This window comes from Rhodococcus sp. no. 34, assembly GCF_054589475.1.
This window is the reverse complement of record NZ_BAAILK010000047.1, coordinates 30,268-49,604: the sequence shown is the minus strand read 5'-3', so window position 1 is coordinate 49,604 and position 19,337 is coordinate 30,268. Positions and strand designations below refer to the sequence as shown.

The 19,337-nt window shown below is 62.8% G+C and carries 21 protein-coding genes; 11 read left to right on the top strand and 10 right to left on the bottom strand.

Annotated elements, in window-relative coordinates; translation table 11 throughout:
* The first annotated feature begins 74 nt into the window (after positions 1–74).
* The 6 genes from ACYP01_RS25920 (at position 75) to ACYP01_RS25895 (ending at position 5,875) form a co-directional block, all read left to right on the top strand.
* Complete coding sequence (locus ACYP01_RS25920) at positions 75–1,550, top strand: 2-hydroxymuconic semialdehyde dehydrogenase (protein WP_459683071.1); 1,476 nt, start codon at positions 75–77, stop codon at positions 1,548–1,550.
* 42 nt (positions 1,551–1,592) lie between these two features.
* Positions 1,593–2,366: a 2-keto-4-pentenoate hydratase gene (locus ACYP01_RS25915; RefSeq protein ID WP_042950503.1), complete on the top strand. Its 774-nt coding sequence runs from the start codon at positions 1,593–1,595 to the stop codon at positions 2,364–2,366.
* Positions 2,363–2,815 (top strand): RidA family protein, encoded by a 453-nt coding sequence (locus ACYP01_RS25910; RefSeq protein ID WP_063315191.1) that lies wholly within the window; start codon positions 2,363–2,365, stop codon positions 2,813–2,815. The genes ACYP01_RS25915 and ACYP01_RS25910 overlap by 4 nt, the downstream gene beginning before the upstream one ends.
* Complete coding sequence (locus ACYP01_RS25905; RefSeq protein ID WP_003943511.1) at positions 2,812–3,333, top strand: 3-hydroxyanthranilate 3,4-dioxygenase; 522 nt, start codon at positions 2,812–2,814, stop codon at positions 3,331–3,333. The genes ACYP01_RS25910 and ACYP01_RS25905 overlap by 4 nt, the downstream gene beginning before the upstream one ends.
* A 3-nt stretch (positions 3,334–3,336) precedes the next feature.
* Entirely contained in the window at positions 3,337–4,332 is a 996-nt protein-coding gene (locus ACYP01_RS25900; RefSeq protein WP_042446676.1) for an amidohydrolase family protein, read from the top strand.
* A gap of 184 nt (positions 4,333–4,516) precedes the next feature.
* Positions 4,517–5,875 carry an MFS transporter gene (locus ACYP01_RS25895; protein WP_314673474.1) on the top strand — a complete coding sequence of 453 codons (1,359 nt, stop codon included), beginning with the start codon at positions 4,517–4,519 and terminating at the stop codon, positions 5,873–5,875.
* 60 nt (positions 5,876–5,935) lie between these two features.
* Here ACYP01_RS25895 and ACYP01_RS25890 read toward each other — a convergent pair whose 3' ends face one another.
* From ACYP01_RS25890 to ACYP01_RS25865, 6 genes are all read right to left on the bottom strand, one after another.
* Entirely contained in the window at positions 5,936–6,862 is a 927-nt protein-coding gene (locus ACYP01_RS25890; RefSeq protein WP_064073522.1) for a LysR substrate-binding domain-containing protein, read from the bottom strand.
* A gap of 50 nt (positions 6,863–6,912) precedes the next feature.
* Entirely contained in the window at positions 6,913–8,205 is a 1,293-nt protein-coding gene (locus ACYP01_RS25885) for a carboxylesterase family protein (RefSeq protein ID WP_459683070.1), read from the bottom strand.
* A gap of 85 nt (positions 8,206–8,290) precedes the next feature.
* Entirely contained in the window at positions 8,291–8,851 is a 561-nt protein-coding gene (locus ACYP01_RS25880; protein ID WP_459683069.1) for a TetR/AcrR family transcriptional regulator, read from the bottom strand.
* Between the two features lie 15 nt (positions 8,852–8,866).
* Positions 8,867–9,337, bottom strand: coding sequence for a nuclear transport factor 2 family protein (locus tag ACYP01_RS25875; RefSeq protein ID WP_459683068.1), 471 nt, complete (start codon positions 9,335–9,337; stop codon positions 8,867–8,869).
* Positions 9,338–9,466: 129 nt separating this feature from the next.
* Positions 9,467–10,141 carry a Crp/Fnr family transcriptional regulator gene (locus ACYP01_RS25870; protein WP_003943506.1) on the bottom strand — a complete coding sequence of 225 codons (675 nt, stop codon included), beginning with the start codon at positions 10,139–10,141 and terminating at the stop codon, positions 9,467–9,469.
* 255 nt (positions 10,142–10,396) lie between these two features.
* Positions 10,397–10,669, bottom strand: coding sequence for a hypothetical protein (locus ACYP01_RS25865; protein WP_019746620.1), 273 nt, complete (start codon positions 10,667–10,669; stop codon positions 10,397–10,399).
* 80 nt (positions 10,670–10,749) lie between these two features.
* Here ACYP01_RS25865 and nth point away from each other — a divergent pair, with 80 nt between their 5' ends.
* The 4 genes from nth to ACYP01_RS25845 are packed head-to-tail and all read left to right on the top strand — an operon-like array spanning position 10,750 to position 14,098.
* A complete protein-coding gene (nth, locus tag ACYP01_RS25860) occupies positions 10,750–11,535 on the top strand; it encodes an endonuclease III (RefSeq protein WP_003943471.1) in 786 nt (261 codons plus the stop codon).
* Positions 11,536–11,541: 6 nt separating this feature from the next.
* Positions 11,542–12,195 carry a TlpA family protein disulfide reductase gene (locus tag ACYP01_RS25855; protein WP_459683067.1) on the top strand — a complete coding sequence of 218 codons (654 nt, stop codon included), beginning with the start codon at positions 11,542–11,544 and terminating at the stop codon, positions 12,193–12,195.
* Positions 12,192–12,911: an NUDIX hydrolase gene (locus tag ACYP01_RS25850; protein WP_007732411.1), complete on the top strand. Its 720-nt coding sequence runs from the start codon at positions 12,192–12,194 to the stop codon at positions 12,909–12,911. The genes ACYP01_RS25855 and ACYP01_RS25850 overlap by 4 nt, the downstream gene beginning before the upstream one ends.
* Complete coding sequence (locus tag ACYP01_RS25845) at positions 12,908–14,098, top strand: MarP family serine protease (protein ID WP_459683066.1); 1,191 nt, start codon at positions 12,908–12,910, stop codon at positions 14,096–14,098. The genes ACYP01_RS25850 and ACYP01_RS25845 overlap by 4 nt, the downstream gene beginning before the upstream one ends.
* A 3-nt stretch (positions 14,099–14,101) precedes the next feature.
* Here the strand turns inward: ACYP01_RS25845 and ACYP01_RS25840 are convergent, their stop codons facing one another.
* Genes ACYP01_RS25840 through nhaA form a run of 3 tightly spaced genes read right to left on the bottom strand, consistent with a single transcriptional unit; the run spans position 14,102 to position 16,893 of the window.
* Entirely contained in the window at positions 14,102–15,037 is a 936-nt protein-coding gene (locus tag ACYP01_RS25840; RefSeq protein ID WP_007732412.1) for an alpha/beta fold hydrolase, read from the bottom strand.
* A 15-nt stretch (positions 15,038–15,052) separates the two neighbouring features.
* Positions 15,053–15,562 (bottom strand): phage holin family protein, encoded by a 510-nt coding sequence (locus ACYP01_RS25835; RefSeq protein WP_007732413.1) that lies wholly within the window; start codon positions 15,560–15,562, stop codon positions 15,053–15,055.
* Positions 15,559–16,893: a Na+/H+ antiporter NhaA gene (nhaA, locus tag ACYP01_RS25830; protein WP_459683065.1), complete on the bottom strand. Its 1,335-nt coding sequence runs from the start codon at positions 16,891–16,893 to the stop codon at positions 15,559–15,561. The genes ACYP01_RS25835 and nhaA overlap by 4 nt, the downstream gene beginning before the upstream one ends.
* A gap of 173 nt (positions 16,894–17,066) precedes the next feature.
* Between nhaA and ACYP01_RS25825 the strand changes: the two genes are divergently transcribed.
* The gene (locus ACYP01_RS25825; protein WP_003946096.1) at positions 17,067–18,458 is read left to right on the top strand and encodes an MFS transporter; all 1,392 of its coding nucleotides are present in this window, start codon (positions 17,067–17,069) and stop codon (positions 18,456–18,458) included.
* Between the two features lie 57 nt (positions 18,459–18,515).
* Here ACYP01_RS25825 and ACYP01_RS25820 read toward each other — a convergent pair.
* The coding region (locus tag ACYP01_RS25820) for a purine-cytosine permease family protein (protein ID WP_459683064.1) at positions 18,516–19,337 on the bottom strand (822 nt) is incomplete at its 5' end.

The window sequence follows — 19,337 nt, the reverse complement described above, 5'->3', positions numbered from 1 at the left end:
CTATGCCGATCGAGGTATAGCTGGCGGCAGTTTTTGCATTTGTTTGATATGGGTCACGGGCCAATAGTTAGTCCATGACCTCACAATGCGACGGATGGATCCGCAATTACGTGGACGGCTCCTATGTCGAACCCGACGAGTCGTCGAGCTTCGATCAGGTCGACCCAGCAACGGGCCGTGTTCTAGCCCGGGTCCACGAGGCCGACAAGGCCCTGGTCGATCGGGCCGTGACCTCTGCCAGACGTGCTCTGGACAACGGTTGGGCCGATACGCCGGTTCGAGAGCGGACGGCTCTGCTGCGACGCGCCGCCGACCGGATCGAGGAGCGATTCGAAGAGTTCGTCGCCGCAGAGATGGCGGACACCGGCAAGCCGATCACGCAGGCACGCGAACTCGACGTCGCGCGCGCCCTGACGAACTTCCGCACCTTCGCCGACATCGTCGCCGCGGCGGGACAGGAATCGTTTGTCACGGACCTCGCGGGCGGCAAGCAGGCGCTGAACTACGCGATCCGCAAGCCGCTCGGCGTCGTCGCCGTGATCGTTCCGTGGAACCTGCCGCTGCTTCTCCTGACCTGGAAGGTTGCGCCCGCGCTCGCGTGCGGAAACTCCGTGGTGGTCAAGCCCTCCGAGGAAACCCCGGCGACTGCGTCGTTGCTGGCTGAGGTGCTCGAAGAGGTCGGCCTGCCTGCCGGCGTCTACAACGTCGTCCATGGATTCGGTGCGAACTCGGCCGGCGAGTTCCTCACCACGCACCCCGGTATCGACGGCGTCACCTTCACCGGATCTTCGGCAACGGGTTCGCATGTCATGAAAACCGTTGCCCCGCGGGTCCGTCCGGTCTCGTTCGAGCTCGGCGGCAAGAACGCCGCGATCGTGTTCGACGACGTCGACATCGACGAGGCTCTGACGGGTCTGACCAAGTCGGTGTTCACCAACACCGGCCAGGTCTGCCTGTGCACCGAGCGGGTGTACGTGCACCGCAGCATTTTCGACGACATCGCCGGTGGACTCGTCGAGCGGGCAGCAGGATTGCGTCTGGGCGACCCGACGCTCGATGCAACGACGACAGGACCGCTCATTTCGCAGGCGCATCGGAAGAAGGTTCTCGACTACTTCGAGATCGCCGAGCAGGAAGGCGCGAAAGTGCTGACCGGCGGCGGTATTCCGGACCTCGGACAGGAACTGTCGGGCGGAGCCTGGATCGAACCCACCCTGTGGACAGGCTTGACCAACAAGGATCGCGTCGTGCGCGAGGAGATCTTCGGACCCGTCGCAGCACTCATTCCGTTCGAGACCGAAGCCGAGGCGATCGCCCTGGCAAACGACACCGAGTACGGCCTCGCTGCCTCTGTGTGGACCAACGACCTGCGCCGCGGACACCGCGTCGCGCAGAAGATGAACGTCGGAATCTCCTGGGTCAACACGTGGTTCACCCGCGAACTGCGATCTCCCTTCGGCGGTATGGGCCTGTCCGGCATCGGACGTGAGGGCGGCGAGTCCTCGCTGCACTTCTACACCGAACCGACGAATGTATGTGTGCAACTGTGAACATCGAAACCGCAAAAGTTTTCCAGAAATGAGCGAGGCGTGATGACAGCCCCCGAAGACACCGTATCCGCGCTCGCGCGTCGCCTCGACGACGCTGCGCAGACTCGCACCGACACCCCGAGCCTCGCCGACGAATACACCATCGACATCGACGAGGCCTACCGGATCCAGAACGAACTCCTCGAACGGCGGACCAGCCGTGGCGAATCGATTGTGGGTATCAAGCTCGGTTTCACAAGCCAAGCGAAGATGGCGCAGATGGGTGTCTCCGAAGTGATCGTCGGTCAGTTGACCGACGCGATGTGCGTGAGCAACGGCGGCGAAGTCGACCTGAGGACGTTCATTCATCCCAAGATCGAACCCGAAGTGGCATACCGCCTGTCGAAGGACGTCGATCTCGACGATCCGAACGTCGACATCGAAACCTGCGTCGACGCGCTGGCTCCCGCAATGGAGATCATCGACTCGCGCTATCGCGACTTCCGCTTCACCTACACCGACGTCGTCGCTGACAACACCAGCGCTGCCGGATACGTGATCGGGCGGTGGCTGCCGCTACAGAACGTCGAAGACCGTTCCGTACGTATGGAAGTCGGCGGTGAGACGGTAGTCGGTTCCACGTCGGCCATTCTCGGCGATCCGGCGCGCGCTTTGCATGCACTGCTCGACATCGCCCGCCGACGCCGAATTCCGTTGCGCGCCGGTCAGGTAATTCTGGCCGGTGCCGCCACAGCAGCTGTGCGACTCGACGAGGGCGTCGCACAGTGCACGATCGACGGACTCGGAACCGTCACGGTGAAAGGTGTGAAGCGATGAGTGGGGCGCAGGTCATCGAGAGGCTGGCGAAGCCGCGCGGAAAGTTCCCCCACGTCAAGGTGGTCGGCGATTTCGTCTATGTCTCCGGGACCAGTTCGCGTCGGCCCGACAACACGTTTGTCGGCGTCGCGGTCGACGAGATGGGGACCACGGCGCTCGACATTCGGGCGCAGACGCGTGCCGTCATCGAGAACATCGCGGCGATTCTCGCCGAAGTGGGTGGAGAACTCAGTGATCTGGTTCAGGTCACCTCCTACCTGGTGTCGATGAACGACTTCGGCGGATACAACGAGGTGTACGCCGAACTGTTCGACGAAAACGGTCCGACGAGAACGACTGTGGCTGTTCACCAGCTGCCCCACCCTCACCTGCTCATCGAAATTTCCGGCGTGGCGTACGTGCCCGCCTCCCGACGCTCGGCGTCCGAAGATACGGAGAATGCATCATGACCACGATTCCTCCCGTCATCGACTTCAAGAAGTGGATCGACGACAACCGCCACCTCCTGCAGCCGCCCGTCAACAATCAGACGATGGCGCTCGGAGACGATTTCATCGTGCAGGTCGTCGGCGGCCCCAACCAGCGGACCGACTACCACCTCGATCCGTACGAGGAGTGGTTCTACCAGCTCGAAGGCGACATCCACGTCAATGTCATGACCGAAGACGGTCCTCAGCGCGTCGACATTCGCGAGGGTGAAACTTGGTTGCTGCCAGGAGACATTCCGCATTCGCCGCAGCGTCCCACCGCGGGCTCGATCGGCCTGGTCATCGAACGCGTCCGCAAGGAAGGCACGCTCGAGAAGTTCCAGTGGTACTGCCTCGAATGTGATCACAAGATTCACGAGGTCGAACTTCAGGTGCGCGACATCGTGGCCGACCTTCCGCCGGTGTTCGTCAAGTTCTACGAGAGCGAAGAAGCCCGCACGTGTGACAAGTGCGGCACGCTCCATCCCGGCAAGGGCTGAGCTATGAGCAACCTGATCGACATCCACACCCACTACGTGCCCAACGGGTGGCCGGATCTGACCGAAGACGCGGGGCCGCAAGCGCCGTGGCTGAAGGTCGAGTCGGAAACCGAAGCAATGATCATGATGGGCACCAAGGAGTTCCGTCGCATCCAGTCCGATGCCTGGGACGCCGAGGTGCGGCTTCGGGACATGGATGCCGACGGCGTGCAGAAGCAGGTCGTCTCACCTACTCCGGCGTTCTTCAACTACGGCCGGAGCGGTGAGCAGGCAAGTCGCATTGCACGGATCTTCAACGACCTCGCACTCGAGATCGTGGAGCCGGCGAAGGATCGGTTGATTCCCTTCTGCCAGGTGCCTCTGCAAGACACCGACGCAGCGTGCCGTGAGTTGGAGCGGTGCATCGCGAACGGGCACCGCGGTGTCGAGATCGGCAATCATGTCGGCGATCTGGACCTCGACAGCGAGGGCGTGGTGACGTTCCTGCAGCACTGCGCGTCGCTGGACGTGCCGGTATTCGTGCACCCGTGGGACATGGCCAACTCTCCGCGCCTCGATCGCTGGATGGCGCAGTGGCTCACTGCGATGCCGGCCGAAACGCACCTGTCGATACTCGCACTGATTCTCGGTGGGGTGTTCGACAAGATCGACGATCGTCTCAAGATCGGATTTGCGCACGGTGGTGGATCTTTCGCGTTCTGGTTGGGACGGATGGAAAACGCCTGGCACGGCCGCAACGATATCATCGGTACGTCGCAGTTCCCGCCTTCGCACTACCTGGGAAGGTTCTACGTGGATTCCGTCGTCTTCGACGAGCGCGCGCTGCGACTGTTGGTGGACACGGTGGGGGTGGACCGTGTGATGGTGGGTAGTGATTACCCGTACCCCTTGGGGGAGCGTCCGGTCGGTGAGGTGGTTCGCAAGAGTGAGTTCTTGGACGATACTGCGCGCCAACTGATTTCGCGGGGGAATGCCGAACGCTTCCTGGGTCTCGTCTGAGGCCCCGGCTATACCTTTTCCGGTATGGCGGACGGTGAATTCGGCATTTGTGAGTCATGTCTCGAGCGAGCACAATTCCAAACACAACGATCGACGACGCTCGTGATACCGACAATCCCGAAGACGGGGTCGGTGACTACAGACTTCATCGTCCGCCTGCCCCATCCAATCGATAGGTTCCGCGATGTCAGACAAGATATCCAACAGCACTACGAGCGACGGAAAGCCGTTGCCGGAGAAAGCGGCCCGTAGCCGAGTTGCCATGGCAACCCTGGCCGGCACAACTCTCGAATGGTACGACTTCTTTCTCTACGGCACAGCTGCCGCGTTGATCTTCAACAAACAATTCTTCCCGAGCCTGAGCCCCACGGCCGGCACGCTGGCTGCCTTCAGCACCTTCGCCGTCGGGTTCATTGCACGGCCGGTGGGTGGACTCGTGTTCGGGCACTTCGGTGACCGGATCGGGCGCAAGGCCACGCTCGTGGTCTCATTGGTGATGATGGGCGTCGGGTCCACACTCATCGGCCTCATCCCGAACTACGACTCCATCGGTTTCTGGGCGCCCGTCCTCCTGGTGGCGATGCGCGTCGTTCAGGGCATCGGTCTGGGCGGTGAAGGCGCCGGTGCGACACTCATGTCGATGGAGCACGCGCCGGCAGGGCAGAAGAATCTGTACGCAGGTTTCCCGCAGATGGGCACGCCCGCCGGACTGGTTCTCGCCAACGGCATCTTCCTGACGACCAACGCCGTGATGTCGGACTCGGCATTCGCTTCGTGGGGTTGGCGAATCCCGTTCCTGCTCAGCTTCGTTCTGGTGGCGATCGGTCTGGTGATTCGCCTGCGCGTCACCGAGTCGCCGTCTTTCGCCGGGATCATGGAGAAGGGCGAAATAGTCCGCTTCCCGCTGCGTGAGTCGCTCAAGGTCGGCTTCCCCCGTTTGTCTCTCACGCTCGCCGCGTGCTTGGCGAACTCCGCCGTGGCGTACGCCTTCATGGTGTTCACCCTGTCGTACGGAACTCAACATCTGGGCTACGACAAGCAATTCCTGGTGCTCAGCGTGACCGCGGCAGCAGTCCTGTGGTTCCTTTCCATCCCGTTCTGGACAAAGATCGCCGACAAGTACGGGCGTCGGCACATGTTCATCGGCGGATCAGCTGCAATCCTGTTGTGGTGCATCGTGTTCTTCCCGCTGCTCAACACCGAGAACAAAATGGTCGCCGTCATCGCGTTCCTGGGCATGGGCCTGATCGTTCCGGTCACACATTGTGTCCAGGGCAGCATCATCGCCGATACCTTCCCGGCCAAGGTCCGCTACTCCGGTTCGTCTCTGATCCTTCAGAGTGGTGCGATTCTCGGCGGTGGACTGGCGCCGATGATCGCCACCGCACTGTTGGACGCCACCGGGTCTTCGGTAGGCGTCACCTGGTACCTCGCCTCGATATGCACTATCAGCCTGGTCGGCGCCATCGCACTGTTCAAAATTGTCCCCGATTCGTCGCGGGGCTTGGAGCACGAGGAGATTCGCGTCTCCGAAAACGCCTGAGTACTGGATTGATACGACATCGGCCCGTTCCCCCGCGCGGGGAACGGGCCGATCGGCGTTTCACGGTCGCATGAGCTCAGCTGCAAAGGACTCCAGCGTCGCGATCAGGGCCTGCGCGGACGGACTCGACGTGCGAGTCGCCGACGAGGTGATGCCGACGCTGTGCCCGATCGGATCGAGTGTGATGGACAGGGTGGTCAAGCGCGCGTCGTCGCGGGGGATGAGGCTCGGTAGTACCGCGATCATGTCGGTCTCGACCAGTAGCTGACGCACGGTGAGGAAAGAGGTTGCCTCGACCCGATTTTCGGGCAACGGCAAGCCGTTGCGGGCGAAGAACTCCTCGAGTTCGCGGCGGAGCACTGTCTCGACCCCGGGAAGGATCCAGGGGAAGCCGCGTAGTTCTTCGAGTTGGACGTCCTCGCGGTGAGCGAGCGGGTGATCTACGCGGGTGACGAGTTCGACGGATTCGGCGTAGAGGTTCCGTCTTGTCGCGGTGTCATCGGTAGGTGAGGTGAGCCGGCCGACGATCAGGTCGATTCGGCCCGCTTCCAGATCGGTGAGCAACTGCTCTGGCGTACCTTCGCGCACGACGACGGTGAGCAACGGGTGGTGAACCTTCAGGCGCGCGATAGCGCCGGGAAGCAGCACGTTGGATCCGGCGAGATGTGTTCCCACGATGACGGTTCCGCGATTGGCGTCGGCAAGTTCGACGACGTGTCGCCCGGCTTCGGTCAGCTGCGCGATCACGGCCCGTGCATGAGTTGTGAAGGCCTCGCCGAAAATGGTCGGGGTGATGCCGCGTGGGCCGCGGTCGAAGAGCGAGACGCCGAGAATGGACTCGATGTCGTGCAGACTGCGGGTCGCGACGGGTTGCGTGATGTGAAGTGCGGCAGCGGCGCCGACCACACTGCCCTGACGGCTCAATGCGTCGACGAGCAGGAGATGGCGGAGTTTGAGTCGCCCGTCGAGGAGCTTGGGCATGTCCATGGAGCAATCCTAGACGGGATTTCTCCGGGTGGGTAGGCGCCCGAAGTTGCTCAGGAGAAGGTGATTCCGATCGATTGGGACGAGGCGTACTTCTCCCAGGTTTCGCTGCTGTCCGGACTTCCCGTGTGCGCAAACGATGTCCAGTGCCGGCGTATCCGACGGCCCAGTGCGTCGATGCTCTGCCAGTCGCTGCTGCCCAGCATCGGTGAGCTCTTCCAGGACTGCTCGGTTCCCAACATGAAGGGTAGTTCTATGCAGTGAGTTGCTCCGAAGACGTCGTCCGTCGGTGCCCAGTCGAAGCGGTACGTGTACACCGACGCGCCGGCCGCTGTGAAGGTCTCGGCCAGCTCCATTGCCGGTTCGGCAAACATGTTCTGTGTCAGTGCCTTTTCGGCGACGTGTTCGGGATCGGGTACTCCCGCTAGGTCGCGCACGAAAGCAGATCCCTCGTCTCGGGTGTATCCCACGATGACGTCAGGCGCTGTTTCGAAAGTTCGGATCACCGGTTCCAGTTCGGAGATCGGCGCGAAGGGCGGTTGCACGACATTGGGGGACCGCCGGCTGAACTCGACAGCCGTGCCGCGGAATGCGTCGAGAATGTGGGAGAGCGGCGCGGTCCGAGGATCTCCGTCGAGCAGTCGGGCAAACGTCTCCCCGTTCTCGATCGCGGCAGCCTGCGGGAAGTTGAGGTCCGGCCGTGGGGTGCTCTGCAGAATTGCTCGATGGAACAGGGTTCGAGAGTTGTTACTGCTCAACAGATTCACAATGGAATGGGCGCCGGCCGACTGCCCGAATACGGTGACCGAGTCGGGGTCGCCGCCGAATGCCTCGATGTTCTCGCGCACCCACTCGAGCGCCGCGATCTGATCGTGTACCCCGAGATTGCCTTCGCTGACGCCGTCGAGGAGGAGGTATCCGAGCACGCCGACGCGATAGTTGACCGACACCACGACGACGTCGCCCTCGGCTGACAAAGCGCCGCCGTCGTACCAGGGGAGTGAGCCGCCGCCACTGGAGTACCCGCCACCGTGAAGCCACACCATCACCGGGCGATGACCGGTCAGCGACGGGGTTGTGACGGTGACGGTGAAGCTGTCCTCGCTGTGCTCCGGTTCGGGGAGCGGTGGCCCCATGATGCGTTCGAGTCGTGAAGGTGGTTGGGGGAAGACCGTTCCAAGCGCTGTGGCGTCGAAGACGTCGGAGAACGGTTCCACCGGTCGAGGCTTCTCGAAGCGCGGTGCGCTGGCGTAGGGGATCGCACCGAAGTAGTAGGAACCGTCACGCTTTCGGCCGCGGACCTTCCCCGAAGGGGTGGAGGCGATCACCGTCTCGAACGAGGGCATGGGTTCCTTTCTTCTTGTGCATGCTTTTTCGAGCATGCCAGGTGGATGCCGCGGCACAAATGCCTTTGTGGTCGCGCGGTATGCGTTACGGCGTGAGTGCCTGTACCAGTCGATCTTCGAGTCGCGTCGTCACTCGGCTGTATACGGAACCGTCGTCCAGTGCCCGGGACATGACGATCGCCCCTTGGATCCCGGCCACGGCTTCTTCGGCGAGTCCGATGGAATCTTCGGCACCGACGAGTGCCGCCTCGAGAGCCGCTGTCCATTCGTCGAAGTATGTTCGGACCCTGGCGCCGAAGCGGTTTCGCTCTTCACCGAGTGCAAATGCGCCGAACAGGCAAATGCGTTGCCCTGACCGAAAGTAGTCGCCCGCGGTAGCGAACATGCTCTGGATGCGCTGCCTCGGTGGAACCGATTCTGCTCGAAGAGGTTCGAAGACTTCGGCGCGAAACCATCCGTCGACCTCGTCGAGTACGGCCTCGGCCATCTCTTCCTTCCCGCGCGGAAAGAAGTTGTAGAGACTGCCTTTGCCCAAACCGGTGTGTTCGGTGATCACGGCCAGGCTTGCTCCGTCGAACCCGTAGGTTCGAAACACGTTCGCGAGAGTGGGAATCGTGTCCGAGCGTTCAGCTACCTGTCTGGCCATGGATTCATCCTTTCATCACAGACCCAACTCGCTCAGGCCCGGATGATCGTGCGGGCGTGGTCCGGTCGGATCCCAGAAGAACTTTCGCTCGGACTCCTCGATGGGAACGTCGTTGATGCTGGCATGACGGTGGTGCATGAGTCCGTCGGCGTCGAATTCCCAGTTCTCGTTGCCGTAGGAGCGGAACCACTGCCCGTCGTGATCGTGCCACTCGTACGCGAATCGCACTGCGATGCGGTCGTCGCTGTGTGCCCACAACTCTTTGATCAACCGGTAGTCCAGTTCGCGGGTCCACTTCTCGGTCAGAAGTTCGACGATCCCGGATCGGCCGGTGACGAACGTCGACCGATTACGCCACCAACTGTCCGGCGTGTAGGCCAGCGACACCTTGTGCGGATCGCGTGAGTTCCATCCGTCCTCGGCGAGGCGGACCTTCTGGACGGCAGTTTCGTGAGTGAAGGGCGGAATCGGTGCTCGGACGGTCATTGCGGGGCCTCTCGATCAGATATGTACCTATCGGTACAGACTTTACCGATAGGTACAACAAGAGTCCAGTGAACGACTTCGGCCGCCCCCACCGAAGCGGGAGCGGCCGAAAGAGTCGAACAGGAAGAGCTAGCGCGCGCGACGAGCGAGGCGCTCGGAATCCGAGATCAGGACGCTCTTGCCTTCGAGGCGAAGCCATCCGCGGTGTGCGAAATCGGCGAGCGCCTTGTTGACGGTCTCGCGGGAAGCGCCGACGAGCTGGGCGATCTCTTCCTGCGTGAGGTCGTGAGTGACGCGCAGGGCGCCACCTTCCTGAGTGCCGAAGCGCTGCGCGAGCTGCAGGAGCGCCTTGGCGACACGGCCGGGAACGTCCGTGAAGATCAGGTCGGCCAGGGTGTTGTTGGTACGACGCAGACGGCGGGCGAGAACGCGCAGAAGCTGCTCGGCGATCTCGGGGCGCTGCTGGATCCATGCCTTGAGAGCGTCGCGGTCCATGCTCACGGCGCGAACCTCGGTGACGGTCGTAGCCGTCGAGGTGCGGGGGCCGGGGTCGAAGATGGACAGTTCGCCGAACATGTCGGACGGGCCCATGATCGTCAGCAGGTTCTCGCGACCGTCGGGTGAGCGTCGACCGATCTTCACCTTGCCGGACACGATGATGTACAGGCGGTCACCGGGTTCACCTTCGTTGAAGATGACATGTCCACGGGGGAAGTCGACGGGCTGCAGCTGCTTTGTCAGCGCCGCTACCGCTGAGGGCTCGACTCCTTGGAAGATGCCGGCTCTTGCCAGGACGTCGTCCACGTGCGCTCCTTGTTGGGATTTGTTCGTTTGTGGTGTCATTTTTGCGCTATCTATCTTTGTACCCGCGCTGCGCACAAACCGTCGTACACAGGCTCAGCCCTCATGAGTGAGACACTGTGTCCAATGCAATCTGTGTTCAATGCAACAGGTACGGCATCGAAGTCTACGTCCCGTTAGCTCGCGACGAGTGATTGATGCCACGTAAGAGCCGAAAATTCTTCCGGAATCCGCTGCGGTGACTACTTTGTATGGCCGTCAACTTGCCCGTTGTGTCCGGATTTCGCCCAGGCTGGCGCTCTCGGGAGCCTCCGACTGACGGCCCTTACGCTTCCGGTGGAAGCGGGCGAACGCATGGGGAAACCCATCGCTTGCCAGGCGGGCGACGTCGTCGTGACTTGCCTGGTCGAGGAAGTCTTCTACTTCATGCTCTTGGACCGAGAGCCGACGCAATCGCCCTTCGACTCGTTCCATCGCCAGGGCAAAGAGCATAAGCAGTAGCGGAAAGAGAATTACTGCGAGTCCTTGCATAGGGGGAAGTAAACACGTCGAAGGTCTCAGAATCGACACGACGGAGTCTCCACTCATGTCGTATCCGTACAGTTGTCTGAGTGCAGACCACCCCGACAGGCAGTTCAGAGCAGCGGAAGAAACCGCGTTCGGGGGGTGCGCGGAAGGAAGAATCACACCTCGGATTGGTACGCCGGGCGCGTCGGATGAATCGTGAGCTCGCTGTGGCTTTCCCACACGTGTACTGCGAACTCGACTTCACGACTCCGTTGGAACTGGCAGTGGCGACAATCCTGTCGGCGCAATGCACCGACGTCCGCGTCAACATGGTCACGCCGGCACTCTTCGCCCGTTATCCCGACGCAAAGGCATACGCGGAAGCCGATCGGACCGAACTCGAGGAGTACATCCGCTCCACCGGCTTCTACCGGAACAAGACGACGTCGCTGATCGGACTCGGTCAGGCGCTACTCGAACGCCACGACGGGCAGGTCCCGAACAAGCTCGAAGATCTGGTGAAACTCCCAGGCATCGGACGCAAGACCGCGAACGTCGTGCTGGGCAATGCCTTCGACATTCCGGGAATCACCGTCGACACCCACTTCGGTCGGCTCGTGCGTCGGTGGAAGTGGACCGAGGAAGAAGATGCCGTCAAGGTGGAACACGCCGTCGGGGCACTGATCGAACGTAAGGAATGGACTCTGCTCTCGCATCGCGTGATCTTTCACGGCCGACGGGTCTGCCACGCGCGCAAGCCCGCATGCGGTGTGTGTGTTCTGGCCAAGGACTGCCCGTCGTACGGTCTCGGCCCGACCGACAAAACCGAGGCCGCGGCCCTGGTGAAAGGCCCCGAGACCGATCATCTGCTCGCCCTGGCAGGGTTGTGATCGCCGATGACAAGTGCTGGAAGATGGTCTCTCGCTGCGCTCGTGGTCGTCGCGGCTCTCGTCGTGGCGATCTGGCCGCGCGGGGGAGACGACACGACGCCCACCTCGACGGGCCCGTCCTCGTCCGCGTATCAGCCGCCGACGTTCACTCCGTCGTCGGAATCGCTCGATCAACTCCGTAGCCAGGCGGCTCTGGCCTCCTGCCCGACTCCGACCGGCGAAGCGCCGGCCGGCTCGGCTCTCGCCGGAATCACCCTCGACTGCGTCTCCGACGGAGCGCCCGTCGACCTTGCCGCAGCGGTGGGCGGAAAGCCGACTCTGCTCAATCTGTGGGCGTACTGGTGCGCGCCATGCGCCGAAGAGCTTCCGTACCTTCAGGAATTCGCGGAGCGCGCCGACGGCAGCATCAACGTGATGACCGTGCATTCGGATCCGAATCAGGAGAACGCTTTGACGCGACTCATCGACTACTCGGTGCGTTTGCCCGGCGTCCAGGACGGTGACGGCAAGGTACGGATCGCAGTGGGCGCACCGCCGGTGCTGCCGGTGTCGGTGCTCGTGCGCGCGGATGGAACAGTCGCCAAGGTCTTGCCCCAACCCTTCCGCAGTGCGGACGAGATCGCCGCCGCTGCGGCGCAATATCTGGGAGTCGTCGTATGAGCACACCGGTTCCCGAGTGGTTGCGCGCTGTCGCCAGCACCCAGCCCACCGATCCCCATCGGATCAACCCAGTCCTCGAGCGTCGCGCGCCGCGCGGCACCGTGACGCGTCCGGCCGCGGTGCTCGTGCTCTTCGGCGGACCGCGTGAGGCAGACCCTCTCGCCGTCGGCGGCTTGCCGGAGGGCGCAGACGTCCTGCTGACCCAACGGGCGTCGACGATGCGTCAGCACAGCGGACAGGTCGCATTCCCGGGCGGTGCCGCCGATCCGGGCGACGACGGCCCCGTCGGCACCGCGCTGCGTGAAGCTCAGGAAGAGACCGGGCTCGATCCGAGCGGAGTTCAGCCGCTCACCGTGCTGCCGGAGATCTTCATCCCGCCGTCGGGTTTCGACGTGACGCCGGTGCTCGGCTACTGGGAGCAGCCGACGACGGTGGGCATTCAGGACGAGGGCGAGGTCGGACGGGTGGCCAGGGTGCCGCTGCGCACGTTGCTCGACCCCGACAACCGGTTTCAGGTTCGCCATCCCCTCGGATACCAGGGCCCGGCGTTCCGCGCCGACGGCATGCTGGTCTGGGGGTTCACAGCAGGAATCCTCGCGGCGCTGTTCACGGTGTCGGGCTGGGAGATTCCGTGGAACTACGAGGACGTGAGAGACCTGGACACAGCGCTGTCCGAGTTCGGTGAAGGTGTCGAGGATTCGGCGGTGCCGCGATGACAGGTTCTCGTTGGGTGGACATCGCCATCGTTCTGGTCGCCCTCATCGCGGCCACGTCCGGATGGCGTCAGGGCGCGGTGGCGTCGGCGCTGGCGTTCGTCGGCGTGATCCTCGGCGCCGTCGCCGGGATTCTGTTGGCGCCGCACCTGCTCGTGCACGTCACCGAAGGCAAGCTGCGCATCCTCGCGGGCATCTCGCTGATCGTGGTGTTGGTCATCATCGGCGAAGTCGCCGGCATGGTGCTCGGACGCGCGGCGCGCAGCGGAATGCACAGTCCGACGGCGCGATCCGTCGACAGCGTCATCGGTGCGGGTCTACAGGCGGTGGCCGTCGTGGTCGCGGCGTGGTTGCTCGCGATTCCGCTCACTTCTTCGTCGCAGCCGAATATTGCCGCCGCTGTTCGTGGTTCGGATGTTCTCGCCAGCGTGGACGAACTGGCGCCGCAGTGGCTGCGCCGCATCCCGACGGAGTTTTCGGCGTTGCTCGACACCTCCGGTCTGCCGGACGTCATCGGCCCGTTCGGGCGTACGCCCATCACCGAGGTCGAAGCACCCGACGCGAGCGTTCTGGCCAGTCCGTTGGCGGCGCAGTTGCGTCCGAGTATTCTACGCATCAACGGCGTCGCACCGAGTTGCCAGCGCGCGCTCGAGGGATCCGGATTCATCGTCGCCCCCGAACGCGTCATGACCAACGCACACGTGGTTGCCGGAACCGAGAGCATCACGGTGGACACCATGGAGGGCGCGCTGCCCGCGCAGGTGGTTCTCTTCGACTCCGCCGTGGACATCGCGATTCTGGCGGTTCCCGGATTGGACGCGCCGGTGCTGCCGTTCGCTCCGGAGCAGGCTCGGACCGGTGACAACGCGTTGGTGCTCGGCTACCCCGGCGGTGGTCCGTACACGGCCAGCGCAGCCCGCGTTCGTGAGGTCCTCAACCTGAACGGGCCGGACATCTACAAGGCCGGAACCACCCAGCGTGAGGTCTACACCGTCCGCGGATCCATCCGGCAGGGCAACTCGGGTGGACCGATGGTCGACGATCAGGGGCGGGTCCTCGGCGTCGTGTTCGGTGCTGCCGTCGACGACAGTGACACCGGATTCGTCCTCACCGCGCAGGAAGTCTCGCGCCAGTTGAACGCGGCTGCCTCGGCATCGACGCCCGTACCGACGGGCGCGTGCATCCTGTAGCGGTCACTTCTCCGTAAGGAGGAAGTCCCCGAGTTCGCGATTGACGCGCTCGGGGGCTTCCTGATGCGCGTAATGACCGACTCCGGCAATGGTGCGCAGTTTCTCGCCGGGAGCCCAGTGCTTGTCGCGACGCACGGTACGGGTGAGCACGTACGGGTCGAGTTCGCCGTGAATCTGGACGATCGGAATGCGAAGAACCTGATCCATCAAACGCATGAAACGTCGGCCCTCGGGGCGGAGCTGGCTGCGGAAGGCCCAACGCTGGTACTCCAACGTGGAATGCGCGACGCCCGGGATCCGGATCGCGGACCGCATCTTGCTCATGACGTCTGCGAATTCGGGTTGCTGCGGCCAGGTGGGGCCCGACCGCGAGCGAACCAGACGCTCCACTTCGGCGCCGTTGTCGGCCGTCAACCGACGTTCCGGGCGTAGCGGTACCTGATAGGCCAGGAACGAGGGCAAAAGCGCGCGGCGCTGATAGGGGTCGCGGACGACTGCTTTCTTGAGCGCCATCGGGTGTGGAGACGAGATCAGCGCTATCGACCGCACCAGGCGTGGATGCAGGAGTGCGGTCGCCCAGCACACCAACCCGCCGTCGGCATGACCGATCAGCGTGGCCTTGCCGTAACCCATCGCACGAATGAGGCCGGCTACGTCACCGGCGAGCGTCCAACCGTCGTAGCCACGAGGGGGCTTGTCGGAATCGCCGTACCCACGAAGGTCCATTGCGACGACGCGGAAGCCCTGCTCGGACAGTGCCGTCAATTGATGGCGCCAGGACCACCAGAAGTCGGCGAATCCGTGCAGAAGCACCACCAACGGAGCATCCGGCTCCGCGTCGCCTACCTCGACGACGTGAAACCGGATGCCGTTGGCGTGAATGTCCCGGTGAATCCAGGGGCCGTCGAACCTGACGGTGGATGGATCTGGGGCTGCCACTTTCGATCAGACTCGCTACCGGCGCGCGTTGAAATCGACCGACGGCTTTGCGTCGTCATGGCTGCCGGGGATGACGTTCTTGGCCTGCTTGAGAGATTCGATCGTCTTCTCCGGAGCCCTCAGCTTGCGCACGCGCAGATAACCGAGCAGCGCCAGAATCGCGGTGGTCACCACCATGATCAGGAAGACGATGAGGAACGCCAGCCAGCGCGGCACCCAGGTGTCGAGCATCTCGGCCAGGAAGAAAAAGAAGAAGAACGAGCTGAACAGCAGAACCGTGAAGGCCAGGATGAAGAAGACGCTGCCCTGCAGACCCTTCTTGACCTCGCCCGTCACCTCGGCCTTGGCAAGTTCGACCTCGGCGCGCACGAGGGTGGAGACCTGTGCGGTCGCGTCCTTGACGAGGGCCCCGATGGTGGCCTCGCCCGGCGTGCGGGCGTCCACATCGGTGAGAGGGATGGACGAGACCGTGTTCGGTACTCCATCTCCGGTGAAGCGCTGGCTCTCTCCGTTGGTCAAGCTCACTTGTCGACCTCTCCAGGTAGTTCTCTCGCGTCCGTGGCAATGGCGGTGGAAGCGTCGTCTCGAGCCGCATGAACTCGTCCACGTCGCCACAGCAGCGCTGATCCGATCAGCGATGCCACCAACGATGTCACGAGAACTGCGGCCTTCGCTATCTCGGCCTCGCTGCCATCGCCGACCCCGTCCAATGCGAGGTCTGCTACAAGCAGGCTAACGGTGAACCCGATGCCACCGAGAACTGAGAGGGCGAACATGTCTCTCAATTCCAGTGTCTTGGGCTTGGTGGCTATGCCCAATTTGATCGCGAGCAGGGAAATTCCGAAGATTCCGACGGTCTTTCCGACCAGAAGGCCGACGACAACCGATTGCCCGACGGGGTCGGTGAAAATGTCGCCGAGTACCGCGGCGTTGATCGGAACACCGGAGGCGAACAGTGCGAAGACGGGGACGCAGAAGCCTGCGGAGTACGGCTGAATGCGGTGCTCGAGGCGGCTGCCCGGCGCGTACTCCTCGTCCGGATCGCGCCTGACACGGGTGAGTAGGCCGAGCGCGACGCCCGCGAGTGTGGCGTGTATCCCCGCTTCGTGCATCGCGTACCAGGTCAGTAGTGCCAGCGGGACGTAGAGGAACGGCGTCGTGATGCGCTTGTGCTGGGCGTAGGCGTAGACAGCGAGGGCTGCGGCCGCGGTCAGCAGCCACAACATCGCGAGGGAGCCGGTGAACAATACGGCGATGAGGATGATGGCGAGCAGATCGTCGACGACGGCCAGGCTGAGCAGGAAGACTCGGGCGCTTGCGGGGATCTTCGATCCGGTGAGAGCGAGCACGCCGAGGGCAAAAGCGATGTCCGTCGCGACGGGAATGGCCCAGCCCTTGTCCATGCCGGGCGTGCCGAAACCGATGGACGCCGCGATGATCGCGGGGACCAGGACGCCGCCGCACGCCGCGATGATCGGGAGCATCGCGGCTTTGCGGTCCGCGAGTTCGCCGACCACCAGTTCACGTTTGAGTTCGAGGCCGGCGACGAAGAAGAAGACGGCAAGCAGTCCGTCCTGCGCCCACGTGCCCAAGCTGAGGTCGAGATGGAGTGCGGACGGACCGATCTGGAAGTCACGTAGTGCGATGTAGCTCTCACCGAAAGGAGAGTTCACCCAGATCAGAGCGAGGGCGGCAGCGATCAGGAGGATCGATCCGCCCACCGTTTCGGTGCGGAGGTAGCGGGACAGTTCGGAACGCAGGGTGGAGATCACGCGTGGGGACGACCTTTGTTCGTGCAACCGAATTCGGATGCAACAGACATGAACGTGATCGACGTTGTGACGCATCGAATGCACGTGCCGACCAGACTTCCCGGCTCACCTTTACGGAATTTTATCGCGGATTGCCCGCTGAGCCGAATTCGCGAACCGAATTTGCGTCGGAAAACCCCGCGGGTGTTCAATTCCTACTGATTGGGACACTATCCCACCAATTGGACATCTTTCGTATAACGGCGCAGGAGCATGTTTTGAGCACGTCAGTCAGTGAGAATCCACCCAAGCCGGAGGGCGGCGACGCAGATACCGTCGCCGGAGTGCCGCGCAGCCGAATCGTGGTCGCCAGCATGGTGGGTACGTCCATCGAGTTCTACGACTTCTACATCTATGCAACAGCGGCAGTATCGGTGTTCCCGCACCTGTTCTTCCCGAAGGGCAACGACACCACCGCGCTTCTCGCGTCGTTGGCGACGTTCGGACTCGCGTTCGTCGCCCGTCCCCTCGGTTCGATTCTCTTCGGACACTTCGGTGACCGCGTCGGACGCAAGGCAACTCTGGTCGGCTCGTTGCTGACGATGGGCATAGCGACCTTCCTCATCGGACTACTGCCGACCTATCACCAGATCGGACTGCTGGCCCCGGCGTTGTTGGCGCTCATGCGTTTCTGCCAGGGTCTCGGGCTCGGCGGCGAATGGTCGGGTGCGGCGCTGCTCGCGACCGAGACAGCCAAGGAAGGCAAGCGGGCCTGGGCGGCGATGTGGCCGCAACTCGGTGCGCCCATCGGCTTCTTCATGGCCAACGGACTGTTCCTGATCATCACGTTGTTCATGAACCACGACAATTCCAGCCCGGACCTCGAGGGTGCCTTCCTGAGCTGGGGATGGCGAATTCCGTTCCTGCTCAGCGCAATCATGGTGATGATCGGCCTGTACGTCCGGCTCAAGCTCGAAGAAACCCCGGTGTTCGCGCGTGCAGTCGAGCGCGGCGAGAAGGTCAAGACTCCGGTGGCCGAGGTGTTCAAGACCAGTTGGCGTCAGCTGATCATCGGTACGTTCGTGATGCTCGCGACGTACACGCTGTTCTACATCATGACCACCTGGGTTCTCAGTCACGGAACCGGCAAGACGCCGGCCGACGGTGGAACCGGTGCGGGCTTCAAGTACACCGATTTCCTTGTCCTGCAGTTGATCGCAGTCGTGTTCTTCGCTGCCGCCGTGCCGGTCTCGGGTTGGCTCGCCGACCGTTACGGGCGTCGTATCACCTTGCTGATCATCACCGGTCTGATCATGGTGTTCGGCTTGACCTTCGGTGTCTTCCTCGAACCGGACGGAATGAACGACGGTCGCATGTTGGCGTTCCTCATCGTGGGCATGCTGCTCATGGGCCTGACCTTCGGCCCGATGAGTGCCGTTCTCCCGGAACTCTTCCCGACCAACGTCCGCTACACGGGCTCGGGAATCGCGTACAACACGGCCAGCATTCTGGGCGCAGCGGTGGCGCCGTTCATCGCCGTCTACCTCGCGAAGAACTACGGCGTCGGTTGGGTCGGCATCTATCTTCTCGTAGCGGCGACGCTGACTTTTGTCGCGCTGCTGGTCATGCGTGAGACGAAGGGTGAGTCGCTCGACGATGTAGGGGCATAGCCCCCTGCTGTGCGCCTTTATTAACCCCCGGCGGTTAATAAAGGCGCACAGCAGTTGTCAGGGAAGCTGAGCAGGCAGGACATGCTCACCGGTCTTGTCGGTGCTCAAGGCCAGGGAGCTGATGTACTGCTTCTCGCCGTTCGGACCGGGCACGTTCGACGCGAGCATGTCGGGACGCTCGAATTCGATTCCGCTGACGCAGCACAGAAGCGTTTCACCGGAGGGGTTCCCGTACTCGTCGAACATCGGCAGATCGATGCCGTCGTCGGTGCGTCGTAGGTAGTACTTTCCCTTGGTGGCGACGGCCAGGACCGGCGGCATCACCAGCGCGATGACGATTGCGACGATCGGGGAGAACGGCTTGATCGCCGAACCGAAAGCACCGAAGAACACCAGGATCGAAATGCCCGCGGCCAGCAGCATCGACACGAAGCCGACGGGGTTGACGTCGTAGAGCATCCCGCGTCGGAACTCGGGGACTTTCGGGGAGAGCTTCAACCAGTACTTGTTGATCGCGATGTCCGAGGCGACGACCACGACCCAGGCGATACCGCAGTTGGCGTAGAAGCCCAGGATCGTGTTGAGGAAGTCGAACATGTTGGCTTCCATCAAGATCAGTGCGATCGCCAGGTTGACCAGAACGAAGACCATGCGTCCGGGGTAGGTCTTGGTGACGCGGGTGTACGAGTTGGTCCAGGCCAGTGAGCCGGAGTACGCGTTGGTGACGTTGATCTTGATCTGGCTGATGACAACGAGGATCACGGCCAGCGTCATGGCCAGCCAGTGCGGCATCATGTCCTGGTAGATCTCGAGGAACTGGTGCACGGGTTGGTTGGCGATCGAAGATCCGTCGACGACGTTCGCGATGATGTACACAGC